A 12,096-nucleotide genomic window follows, 5' to 3' on the forward strand; every position below is an offset into this window, starting at 1 on the left:
GCGTTTAGTTGTAACCATAGTGGTATTGAAATAAAGGAGTGGAAAAATGGAATTCTAAGGAGCATGCGTTTAGTTGTAACCATAGTGGTATTGAAATTTAATCAGCTGTTTAAACGTTTCGGGTTGAGCTACGTTTAGTTGTAACCATTGTGGTATTGAAATGATCTAAGATTTGGTGCACCTCATCTACCAAAACCTGTTTTAGTTGAATCCATAGTGGTATCAAATGTGTATCATAAACGTTCATTTTTGTTACACGATTACACCATCTCATGTGATCATTTTTTACTATTTCCCACTTGACAATATTGTTATCATGAGATGATCACCGTCAAAGGAGAAAATATAATGACTAAAATCTATAAACAAATCCCATCCGCTGCACTCCAGTATCTTCAATACGCCATTCATGAGCACCGCGAGCAACTGATAACCCAATTCGACCGCTACATTAACACCTTTGAAGGTGAGTTGGAAATGATGCGCCAGACGCTTGTTAGTCAGTGGTCTAACCTTATGACAGTTTATGCATATTTCGCTCAGGAAGATCCGCTCGCAAGCTTTGCGCTCCGACAAGAAATCGACCAAGTAACTGAACTGCTTAAAAGTGATAACAAATTGCGTCCGCTGATTGAAAAAGAAGAAGCTCTTTTTGATGAGTTAAAGAAAATCGCCGCCCAATGAGTCGGTTTTTTTGCTCGTAGAAAAAGTGCCGTCCAGTAGCACCGGTGCCTTTTTAGGGATAGTGTGAAGATAAGGAATCGACGAAGCTTTAGTTGAATCCATAGTGGTATCGAAAGGATAACAAGGAATATCACAAGGAAAAATGGTGCTCATCCAATCAGCCAACTTAGAGTCCTGGGATAGCCAAAGGAGAACCTAACTCCAGTATCCCTGATCGTGATTGTATCGATTTTAAAGCGCAAAAGGAATCGCAAGCCTTTTTTGATCAGTTCGTGCCTAATAATCCCCATGGTTTAGATCGCGATGAAGGAGGAATAGTTTGTGAGAGTTTGCCGTAATTGGGTCTATCCTTTAGTGAGCTAAAAAGTCTGTGAACCTCCCAGGGTTTTCGCATCATTAACGGTTCACAGATTATTTTGGTTTTTGTTATAATGAAAATGCTTGAAATGCCTGATGTTCACAAACGGGGTTTAGTTGTAACCATGGTGGTATTGAAATGCAGTGGGGAAAAAGTCCGCTAAGCTCATTGAAGACAGGTTTAGTTGTAACCATGGTGGTATTGAAATAACTACTCCAACAGTGAGGAACAAGACAAAACATTGGTTTAGTTGTAACCATGGTGGTATTGAAATAGCCACCCCAGGAGTGAAAGGCTGTCAAGGGATTAGAGGTTTAGTTGTAACCATGGTGGTATTGAAATATCACTGGCCGGAAAACTCCTATATATCAAACCCGTGGTTTAGTTGTAACCATAATGGTATTGAAAGTTCAAGTTGGAACGAATCAGCCGTTTGAGTCACGGCGTTTAGTTGTAACCATAGTGGTATTTGAATGGTTGTATTAATGAGGAAATCGCATGCATAACATAGCAATGGTTTGCATTAGGATTTTGTATTGCACTGCGCTCGTTGGTACTACATGCGTTTCTAACTTACTTGGTGGTGATTGCCAGAATCAAATAGTAGGTAAGGATGAGCGGATGATTTAAATTGAATATTAAGAATATTTTGAATATAATTAGGTGTATAACCGCATCATTCTTGATAGTAGGGGGGATCATATGCCAAAATGCCTTGCATGTGGAGAAAAGGAAAACATCGAAGAAACACACTCCGGTAACTATGGTTGTAAGGAGTGCGGCGAGACGTTCGATAAAAACGGCAACCCCTATAAACATTAATGGTGGTACAATGGGATTACCTATAAGGGTAGTCCCTATTTTCAAAGGTGGGAAGAGTAATGGACAATAAAATGATGGTAGATCATGAGGCTTTTCTTAAAGGGATAAAACCAGCCTTGTATCGGGCCTACAATCAAGGTTTGGCGGAGTTGTTTCCAGTACTAAAAGAATATCCGCATCTTAAAGATCACACAGGTCGTTTTCTTTTTTTTCAATCAAAGGAGAAGAAACAGAAGTATGTTGACAACCTACGGCAAATTGATATAAATTCCCCTGAATACCATAAGATGCTCGGTCTGCTATTGGTCTATCCACCAAAAGCGGTTGATTTCTATGTTAGGAAGTGTACGGATCGTTCATTATCTGAGGTCAGCATTGGGCTGGGCTATTCTGGTGTTCGGTGTGTATGTGATGTTCGGGAGTTGATTGAGAATACCATATGGTTATGGGATACATACCAATTGGATGAAGAGCTGCGCTTGATGGTAGAAGGAGAATTTATTTATGTTTCGTATCGAAATATGGAAGAGTTAAAAAAAGTACAAGCTTCGATCCTTCAACGTATAGCGGTTTCTGTATAAATAATAGGGATCGGCTACTCGAGTTGAAGTCAACTAAAAGTATTTTTTTAAAGAAGTGAGGAGTAGATTGTATTGGAGGTCTACCATATCCTTTAGTGTGCTAAAAAGTCTGTGAACCTCCCGCGGTTTTTGCGTCATTAACGGTTCACAGATAATTTTGGTTTTTGATATAATGAAAGTGCTTGAAATTACTGATGTTCACATACGGGTTTTAGTTGAATCCATAGTGGTATTGAAATTCCCAATAGCCACCTATTGCCAAACTCTTATCTACACGTTTTAGTTGAATCCATAGTGGTATTGAAATCGAATGGTGGGACACCTTCTTTCAACATGGCGCGATTCGGTTTTAGTTGAATCCATAGTGGTATTGAAATATTGAATGGGCAAACGTAGCAGCGAGATCGTTTTGAGTTTTAGTTGAATCCATAGTGGTATTGAAATTTTATATTCAGCTCGAGGTTGAACCATAGTGGTATTAGAATGGGTGTATAACCCTAGGGAACAGTACTGTTTCAAACACCACAAGGTTTTTTTGGATTGGCGTGGGGGTTTCCTATGCCTTGGGAGAGATCAAAAAAATATTTCAGAAAAGTCTGATGCATTGCGGTTTAGGCTTTTATTACTTCTGAGGCGAGAGTATTCAAAACTGTATGAAAAACTGATATGATAGGCACGGAGGTGAGACTATGAGAATCAATATAACCTTTCAAGACCCATCACAGGCAAGAGAGAACGCATTTTGGTTGGCTATTTTGACATATGTGGAGCCGTTCGTCTTATGGTTTGGAATCATGAAGATGTACTCGATGCCCCCAACCGGCTTCGGCTCAGTCGCGTTGCTAACTACATTGCTGATTTTCCGTTTCATGTACACCGCCAGGACATTTACATATCCGCTGGTGTGGGGCGTATTTTTATATGCATTCACTGATGGTCAACTTCTGCCTTGGTGGATCGATGTGTTGGGGATCGCGCTGGTCGTGGGCGGCAGGTTCTGGATGCTATTTTTCCGAGGGAGATGAGCTTTATGTTATTGGAAATTGTTGCTATACTGAGAGAAAGGAGGCCGGACGATGGAAGAAATCCTAAAGCAGATCCTTGCCAAGCTGAATGACATGGAAGAAGAAAACCGATCGCTTCGCCAAGAGGTAGCCGAACGCTTCGACCGGATTGAGACGGAGCTGGAAGAGTTTAAAGCAGAAGTGGCGGAGCGTTTTGACCATGTTGATAAACGTTTTGATGGCGTGGAGAATGTAGTACGCATGTCGGCGGAGGACATTCTGGAAAATCAGGTGGAAGAAGTTGCACGGCACAATTTGCACGAAGATAAGATCCACTCGCTAGAGGCGACCACGTTTCGCATAGACAAAGCCGTGTTAGAGCTGAAACGCCGAGTAGACCGGATAGAGAAAGCGAACGAACAATAGAAGCCAGCCAATCGGATGTGATATGGCTGGCCATTTATTTAGCAGTTCAATAGGGGTAATTTCATGCGTCTACCGCTGGATATCTCTGTTTCAAACTCTACATACCTATCTTGCTTATGTGTCTTGAGATAACAATTGAGAATATCTGTAGAAAAAGGATTCTGGCCGGTGCGGAGTATGGGGCTGGAAGTGGAGTATTGTTTGATGTGGTTTAAAAAAGTTCCAGTTAAATGAGGGTGTATCTGAAGATCAGATACATTTACTAATTAGGGAGCAAATTGAAGACAAAGTAAGGTGTTTAGTTATAGAGTTGTTAAAGACTTACATTGTCAAGGCAATATCATCAATGAGCAGAGACAGATCTGGTAAGGGTGTACCTAACTTATCGTAGGTCTACAATATCCTTTAGTGTACTAAAAAGTCTGTGAACCTCCTAGGTTTTTTGCATCATTAACGGTTCACAGATTATTTTGGCTTTTGTTATAATGAAAATGCCTGAAATGACTGATGTTCACATACGGGTTTAGTTGTAACCATTATGGTATTGAAATGCACAAAATGCAAACCAAGCTGTTTCTAATGTAAATGTTTAGTTGTAACCATTATGGTATTGAAATCCGGTTTTCGTTAACCGCCAGTAGAGTTGCTAAAATAGTTTAGTTGTAACCATTATGGTATTGAAATTACCTCGGACTTACCCCTATATTCGCTCTAAAGTTTAGTTGTAACCATTATGGTATTGAAATCCACTTGTGTCTGCGCGTTTGGGAAGGCAATCTTAAGTTTAGTTGTAACCATCGTGGTATTGAAATGGTCATCGCCGGAACAATCATTGGCTTATCGTTTGGGTTTAGTTGTAACCATCTTGGTATTGAAATTACTCTTGATCATGAAAGGCGTCCTGGCATACCAGTGTTTAGTTGTAACCATAGTGGTATTGAAAGTTGTAAGCGCCCTTATCTGTCTTGTCCACTCCTTCACCGTTTTAGTTGAATCCATAGTTGATATTAGAATGGTTGTATGAATGAGAAAACCGTACAAAACATAACAACGGTTTGCATTAAGATTGTGTGTTGCCCAACACGACGATGACAAGTGCAATTGATACAAGTATTGCATTGCGGCGCTCGTTGGTACTACATGCGTTGCTGACTTACTTGGTGGTGATTGCCAGAATCAAATAATTGGTAAGGATGAGTGGATGATTTGAATCGAATATTAAGAATATTTAATATATAATTGGAAGCGTAACTAAATCATTTTTTGATAGTAGGGGGGATCATATGCCAAGATGTCCTGCATGTGGAGAAAAGGAAAACATCGAAGAAACACATTCTGGTAACTATGGTTGCAAGGAATGCGGCGAGACGTTTGATAAAAACGGCAACCCCTATAAACATTAATGGTGGTAAAATGGGATTACCTATAAAGGTAGTCCCAATTTTCAAAGGTGGGAAGAGCAATGGACAAAAAAATGATGGTAGATCATGAGGCTTTTCTTAAAGGGATAAAACCAGCTTTATATCGGGCCTACAATCAAGGCTTGGCGGAGTTGTTTCCAATACTAAAAGAATATCCGCATCTTAAAGATCACACGGGTCGTTTTCTTTTTTTTCAATCAAAGGAGAAGAAACAGGAGTATGTTGACAACCTACGGCAAATTGATTTAAATTCTCCTGAATATCACAAGATGCTAGGTCTGCTCCTGGGTTATCCACCAAAAGCGGTTGATTTTTATGTTAGGAAGTGTACGGATCGTTCATTATCTGAGGTCAGCATTGGGCTGGGCTATTCTGGTGTTCGGTGTGTATGTGATGTTCGGGAGTTGATTGAGAATACCATATGGTTGTGGGATACATACCAATTAGATGAAGAGCTGCGTTTGATGGTAGAAGGAGAATTCATTTATGTTTCGTATCGAAAAATGGAAGAGCTAAAAAAAGTACAAGCTTCGATCCTTCAACGCATTGCTGTTTCTGTATAAATAATTAGGACTTCGGAGAGTTTGTCTACTCGAGTTGAAGTCAATTAAAAGGATTTTTAGAAGAGAAGTAAGGGGTAATTGTATCAGAGGTCTACAATATCCTTTAGTGAGCTAAAAAGTCTGTGAACCTCCCGGGGTTTTTGCATTATGACCGGTTCACAGATTATTTTGGTTTTTGATATAATGAAAATGCTTGAAATGACTGATGTTCACATACGGGTTTAGTTGTAACCATATTGGTATTGAAATTCGTTTCACTGAATATGGATACTTACCACCAGGCACGGTTTAGTTGTAACCATATTGGTATTGAAATTAGCAAAATCAAATCGGTGGAAAGCGCAGCCCGGAAGTTTAGTTGTAACCATATTGGTATTGAAATATACAATTTTTTAAGCCTTAAACCCACGCCCGTTTCGGTTTAGTTGTAACCATATTGGTATTGAAATGGCTAACCAAGCGGAAGCGCCAGATGAACTGGGCGCTTGGTTTAGTTGTAACCATATTGGTATTGAAATCTTATCGCCGTCATACTGAACAGAAACAGTACCCGGGTTTAGTTGTAACCATATTGGTATTGAAATGAGGAGACAGGGGATTGGTTATAAGTATTATGAAGAAGGTTTAGTTGTAACCATATTGGTATTGAAATATACTTTTTCAAAACATGAGCACGGGTCTTCTCGAGGTTTAGTTGTAACCATATTGGTATTGAAATAAACGAAGCTGCTGGCCCATTTACCACCTTTGGGGGTTTAGTTGTAACCATATTGGTATTGAAAGGTTGTAGGTCTGTGATGTCCAATCAGCATATCTATGTTTAGTTGCAACCATACTGGTATTGAAAGATGGAGGTGGCACTTGAGTGTAAGCTGGATGACCTATATATCGTGTCAAAGAATAAAAAGCCGTCCGCATAGGATGGCTTTTAAATCGTTTTACAGGGGGCTAGAAGGCCCGTAGAGCGGCGGAAAATTGTTTCGAGTATCCTATTTCAATTTTAAGTTTTTATACGCCAAAAGTTTTCACAAGCAAGGGCCTTATATAACCGTCGAACAATCTTAACTTCCAACGAAAGAGGGATTGTTCGTGTACATCACATGGGAGCAACTTGGCGTTATCGTGGCACATCATTACCTTTTTCCGGATAAGCAAATACAGCTTTCAAGCTATACAGTTCTCGCTTGCGGTCTCGGTGCCTCTACGTCTCGGCTCATGCTCTGTTGATTTCATTTATTGCCACTATGTGTTTACATGGAAACAGGCATCCCGCTGCAACCGCTCTAGCATCCTCTCCACATCCGCAGCACGGAATGACCGCTGCCTGTCGTTGTGTCCAGCACTGTGACGGATTAAGTCTTTTGAAGATCCTTTCTAAACTTTGGTAGACCACTGGCGACCAATTTGATCAATTAGCCATGAATGGAGAAAGAGAAGTTACATAGTGAATTAAAACAGGAAATGGATGAATCCTTGCTGAAATAAAAGCAAGGTTTTTGTTTGTGTTTATACAATGATTTGTTTGTTTATAGAATTGTATTGCATTAGAGCAAAATGAATTTTATTAATTTAAAAAGGCCCGTTTATAGAACGAGCCTTTTGATTTACCAGTTATATTCAGAATAAACTAGCTCCATATCTTGATCATAATCAACCCATTTATATGAATCCCAACACCAACTTGAGGCTGTACTTCCTTGTTTTGAACACTCAGCGTCAGGGTCTCTTACGTAAAAATATGAACCACTCGTATTGTTATACCCATAACCAGCTAACCAGTGCCATTTAGCATCATCATTAAACCAATCACTATATCTCTCGTTGAACATGATAGCTACAGGTGCATTACCCTGAATGTAAGATTGGTAAGTACCGTAATATCCTTCTCCAGGAGATCTGGCCACCAACCAATTGCTGTTTACATGTCTTAAATGCTGTAATAGACCTGCTGCGAAATCATTACCAACTGTTCCATAATAAGATGAATACATTTCACCATATAGATGGTTGATAAGATCTACATCCCCTTGGGGATAATCTACACCAGCTTTGACATTATATCCTCTTGATTTATAATAATCTACAATCATAGCGGCAGTGGTTGGACCACAAGAGGAATTTGGATAGTTAATTCCACTTAATCGTTGTGAAATTGGATCAACATCCAAATATTTTTGATACTCTGCTTCTACTGTTACATCTTGTTTTGGTTCTACATCAGTTGAAAGCAATGAATTCCATAAGTCTTTACTGTCAGGATCTTTAGGGAGTGAACGTAATTCTTTATTTTTTATTACATTGTATTGTTTGCTGTTTTTTAAATTTTGGCTCTCTAATTCTGTTAACATAGTTTTTTTAGCAGTATCTATTTTCTCTTTTAAGTTTGTGCTGCTTTTTGCACCAACATAGTCTGAGGCACCCAAATAATATATTTTTTCTTGTTTAGACTTTAATTCATTTATTATTCTAACCGATTTGATATTGGTTCCATATTGCATAACGGGTCCTCGATCTTTGGTTGCTGAAACAACAAGATAACCTGCTATCTCATTATTAATTTTAACTAGCATATGGTAACCAAGTAAGCTATCATCAATATCATAGAGGTGAGAATCTATTGCAAATTCTGCATCTTCCCATATTCCGATCTTTTGAGAATATTTTTTGGCGGCTTTAAGAGCATCATTTTCATTGATCAATTCAACGTTTTCTGCATTAGCATTAGGTACAAAAACAGAAAAAATTAAAGCAACAACTAGAGAAAGGGAGAAAATTCTTTTTGGTTTCAATGATATAACCTCCTATTTTAATGAACTTTTTTATTATATTAAATTAAATGGATATAATCTATACTTATATAAATAAAATATAAAGGGGCATGGTATGAAACAGGTTATTATAAAAACAATTATCGGCATTGCTATTGTCGCTGTTTCTCTTACAATACTTGGTGTTGTAGCTTATTTGGCTTTTGGGTTAATTATTGCATTCTGGTAAAATTGAGCCTATCCCACCGCGTATACATATCCAAGCCGACCCGTGACCAGTTGCAACTCATGTTTGACCTTTGCTCGTATGAAAAAGAAGACCCCATTTTGGACGCAGATCATGAACTTTTTTCACAGCACAGTCGGGAACTTACAAAGCTGATTGAGCGAGAACACGATTTGACCGCGATCGATAAAGATATCCAAGCCTTGTCCAAGTAGCCTTGTTCTAAGACAAGGCTTTTTTGTCTGATATTTTTCATAAATCCAGATAAAATGAAAAGGGAAGGATACGAAAAGAGGGGGGATAAGCATCCCGCTGTTAAAGATACGGGTTATTCGGGTAAGAAATTTCGTTAAGGCGTGTATTCGATTTGTTCGGATTGTATTGAAGGAAAAGCGTTGGCCAGATTGGCAACTAGTGAAGGCCAGTGATCGTGACTTTTATCTTGAGAAGAGATTATATTTGGCTCTGACGAGTGCCGGATACCGTGTAAAAACCCATATCCTCTTTGGGGACTTGGAAGTGGATTTGTATATTCCAAAATACAAACTGGTGATTGAAGCGGATGGGAAGGCATATCACAGCACACCAGCACAAAAAGAGCGGGATCGTAAAAAGGAATATGTATTGAAGAAACATTACAAACTTAAGGTGAAACGATTTAATAGTGATCAAATTAAGAACTGGTTGAATTGGTGCGTGGGAAAGGTTCATGAAGTAACGGGTGGACCAAGAAAAAGTTTGTGGCAACAAGCGGGGGAGGTCATTAGTGGGCTTTATGGATTGTTTAAAGATATAGTTATTCGTAGACTATATCAGACGAGTACAATATACTTTAGTGTGGTAAGAAGTCTGTGAACCTCCCGGGGTTTTTGCATCATTAACGGTTCACAGATTATTTTGGTTTTTGATATAATGAAAATGCTTGAAATGACTGATGTTCACATACGGGGGGTTTAGTTGTAACCATATTGGTATTGAAATAGTTCATCTGTCTACATGACGTCGAGCAACTCAAAGAGTTTAGTTGTAACCATATTGGTATTGAAATATGAGCAAACAAGAACGGGAACAACATAGAAAAGCGTTTAGTTGTAACCATATTGGTATTGAAATTTCACAAAAAAACACCCCTTAAGGAGATGATGATGGTTTAGTTGTAACCATATTGGTATTGAAATGATATGGTGACAATCCAGAAAATGTCCCTAATAAGTTTAGTTGTAATCATAGTGGTATTGAAATGCATGTTGGCTCGCCCATACTCATGATAAAAACAAGGGTTTTAGTTGAATCCATAGTGGTATTAGAATGGGTGTATGACCCAAGGCAACAGTAACGTTTCAAACATCACAAGTTGTTGGGGTTGCCTATGCCTTGGGGGAGTTCCTCATTTTCTGGTACATCATTTTGATCCCGACCGTCTTATCCTTGGTCGGGCAAGCATTTGGGAAAAAATGGTTTCAGAAAAGTCTGAGATATTGCGGTATAGGCTTTTTACTCCTGGGGCGATAGTATTCGAAACTGTATGAAAAAATTGATATGATAGGCACGGAGGTGAGACTGTGAGAATCAATATAACTTTTCAGACCCATCACAGGCAAGAGAGAACGCATTTTGGCTGGCTATCCTTACATATGTGGAACCGTTCGTCTTATGGTTTGGCATTATGAAGATGTACTCGTTGTCTCCAACCGGCTTCGGCTCAGTCGCGTTGCTAACAACATTGCTGATTTTCCGTTTCATGTACACCGCCAGGGCATTTACATATCCGCTGGTGTGGGGCGTATTTTTATATGCGTTCACTGATGGTCAGCTCCTGCCTTGGTGGATCGATGTGTTGGGGATCGTGCTGGTCGTGGGCGGCAGGTTCTGGATGCTATTTTTCCGAGGGAGATGAGCTTTATGTTATTGGAAATTGTTGCTATACTGAGAGAAAGGTGGCTGGACGATGGAAGAAATCCTAAAGCAGATCCTTGCCAAGCTGAATGACATGGAAGAAGAAAATCGATCGTTTCGCCAAGAGGTAGCCGAACGCTTCGACCGGATCGAAACGGAGCTGGAAGAGTTTAAAGCAGAAGTGGCGGAGCGTTTTGACCAGGTTGATAAACGCTTTGATGGAGTGGAGAACGTGGTGCGTATGTCGACGGAGGACATTCTTGAAAATCAGGTGGAAGAAGTTGCGCGGCACAATTTGCACGAAGATAAGATCCACTCGCTAGAGGCGACCACGTTTCGCATAGACAAAGCCGTGTTAGAGCTGAAACGCCGAGTAGACCGGATAGAGAAAGCGAACGAACAATAGAAGCTGGCCAATCAGATGTGATGCGGCTGGCCTTTCATTTAGCAGTTCAATAGGGGGAATTTTATGCGTCTACCGCTATCTAAAGATCAGATACATTACTAATTAGAGAGAGCAAATTGAAGACAAGTAAGGGGGTTAGTTATAGAGTTTATTAAAGACCTACATAGTCAAGGCAATATCTTCAATGGGCAGAGATAGATCGGGTAAGGGGTCTACAATACCCTTTAGTGTACGTTTAGTTGTAACCATAATGGTATTGAAAGTTGATGTTTTCGGCTGGCCAAGGGAGATTGGTGAAATAGCAATGGACAAAAAAATGATGGTAGATCATGAGGCTTTTCTTAAAGGGATAAAACCAGCCTTATATCGGACCTACAATCAAGGCTTGGCGGAGTTGTTTCCAATACTAAAAGAATATCCACATCTTAAAGATCACACAGGTCGTTTTCTTTTTTTTCAATCAAAAGAGAAGAAACAGGAGTATGTTGACAACCTACGGCAAATTGATTTAAATTCCCCTGAATACCATAAGATGCTTGGTCTGTTATTGGGCTATCCACCAAAAGCGGTTGATTTCTATGTTAGGAAGTGTATGGATCGTTCATTATCTGAGTTCAGCATTGGGCTGGGTTATTCTGGTGTTCGGTGTGTATGTGATGTTCGGGAGTTGATTGAGAATACCATATGGTTGTGGGATACATACCAATTGGATGAAGAGTTGCGCTTGATGGTAGAAGGAGAATTCATTTATGTTTCGTATCGAAATATGGAAGAGCTAAAAAAAGTACAGGCTTCAATCCTTCAACGTATCGCGGTTACTGTATAAATAATTGGGACTTCGGAGGATTTGGCTACTGAGTTGAAGTCAACTAATAAGAAATCTAAAAAAGAAGTGCGGGGTAGATTGTATCGGAGGTCTACCATATCCTTTAGTAAAAAGT

11 protein-coding genes and 3 CRISPR repeat arrays are annotated in these 12,096 nt (G+C 39.5%); of the genes, 10 read left to right on the forward strand and 1 reads right to left on the reverse strand.

Features of this window, described 5'->3' with window-relative positions; genetic code table 11:
• Window positions 1–348 precede the first annotated feature (348 nt).
• The 6 genes from EDC32_RS04585 (at window position 349) to EDC32_RS04610 (ending at window position 5,859) form a co-directional block, all read left to right on the forward strand.
• Window positions 349–684 (forward strand): hypothetical protein, encoded by a 336-nt coding sequence (locus tag EDC32_RS04585; protein WP_132220164.1) that lies wholly within the window; start codon window positions 349–351, stop codon window positions 682–684.
• Window positions 685–908: 224 nt separating this feature from the next.
• The gene (locus EDC32_RS16835) at window positions 909–1,022 is read left to right on the forward strand and encodes a hypothetical protein (protein WP_425460165.1); all 114 of its coding nucleotides are present in this window, start codon (window positions 909–911) and stop codon (window positions 1,020–1,022) included.
• A 129-nt stretch (window positions 1,023–1,151) separates the two neighbouring features.
• Window positions 1,152–1,518: direct repeats of the CRISPR family, unit length 31 nt.
• Window positions 1,519–1,923: 405 nt separating this feature from the next.
• Entirely contained in the window at window positions 1,924–2,445 is a 522-nt protein-coding gene (locus EDC32_RS04595; RefSeq protein ID WP_132220165.1) for a hypothetical protein, read from the forward strand.
• A gap of 689 nt (window positions 2,446–3,134) precedes the next feature.
• Entirely contained in the window at window positions 3,135–3,470 is a 336-nt protein-coding gene (locus EDC32_RS04600) for a hypothetical protein (protein WP_132220166.1), read from the forward strand.
• Between the two features lie 51 nt (window positions 3,471–3,521).
• Window positions 3,522–3,875, forward strand: a complete 354-nt coding sequence (locus EDC32_RS04605) for a hypothetical protein (RefSeq protein WP_132220167.1) — start codon at window positions 3,522–3,524, stop codon at window positions 3,873–3,875.
• A gap of 521 nt (window positions 3,876–4,396) precedes the next feature.
• Window positions 4,397–4,819: a CRISPR direct-repeat array (repeat unit 30 nt; unit sequence GTTTAGTTGTAACCATTATGGTATTGAAAT).
• A gap of 518 nt (window positions 4,820–5,337) precedes the next feature.
• Window positions 5,338–5,859, forward strand: a complete 522-nt coding sequence (locus tag EDC32_RS04610; protein WP_132220168.1) for a hypothetical protein — start codon at window positions 5,338–5,340, stop codon at window positions 5,857–5,859.
• 219 nt (window positions 5,860–6,078) lie between these two features.
• A CRISPR array of direct repeats spans window positions 6,079–6,707; the repeat unit is 30 nt; unit sequence GTTTAGTTGTAACCATATTGGTATTGAAAT.
• A gap of 756 nt (window positions 6,708–7,463) precedes the next feature.
• Here the strand turns inward: EDC32_RS04610 and EDC32_RS04615 are convergent.
• Window positions 7,464–8,648, reverse strand: a complete 1,185-nt coding sequence (locus tag EDC32_RS04615) for a C39 family peptidase (RefSeq protein ID WP_132220169.1) — start codon at window positions 8,646–8,648, stop codon at window positions 7,464–7,466.
• Between the two features lie 619 nt (window positions 8,649–9,267).
• Here EDC32_RS04615 and EDC32_RS04620 point away from each other — a divergent pair.
• The 4 genes from EDC32_RS04620 (at window position 9,268) to EDC32_RS04635 (ending at window position 11,981) form a co-directional block, all read left to right on the forward strand.
• Window positions 9,268–9,708: an endonuclease domain-containing protein gene (locus tag EDC32_RS04620; protein WP_281275209.1), complete on the forward strand. Its 441-nt coding sequence runs from the start codon at window positions 9,268–9,270 to the stop codon at window positions 9,706–9,708.
• 811 nt (window positions 9,709–10,519) lie between these two features.
• Window positions 10,520–10,750 carry a hypothetical protein gene (locus EDC32_RS04625; protein WP_158283233.1) on the forward strand — a complete coding sequence of 77 codons (231 nt, stop codon included), beginning with the start codon at window positions 10,520–10,522 and terminating at the stop codon, window positions 10,748–10,750.
• A 51-nt stretch (window positions 10,751–10,801) separates the two neighbouring features.
• A complete protein-coding gene (locus tag EDC32_RS04630; RefSeq protein WP_132220172.1) occupies window positions 10,802–11,155 on the forward strand; it encodes a hypothetical protein in 354 nt (117 codons plus the stop codon).
• A 304-nt stretch (window positions 11,156–11,459) separates the two neighbouring features.
• Window positions 11,460–11,981, forward strand: coding sequence for a CNOT11 family protein (locus tag EDC32_RS04635; RefSeq protein ID WP_132220173.1), 522 nt, complete (start codon window positions 11,460–11,462; stop codon window positions 11,979–11,981).
• The last annotated feature ends 115 nt before the right edge of the window (window positions 11,982–12,096 follow it).

Source organism: Laceyella sacchari, from assembly GCF_004343255.1.
Taxonomy (GTDB): Bacteria; Bacillota; Bacilli; order Thermoactinomycetales; family Thermoactinomycetaceae; genus Laceyella; species Laceyella sacchari.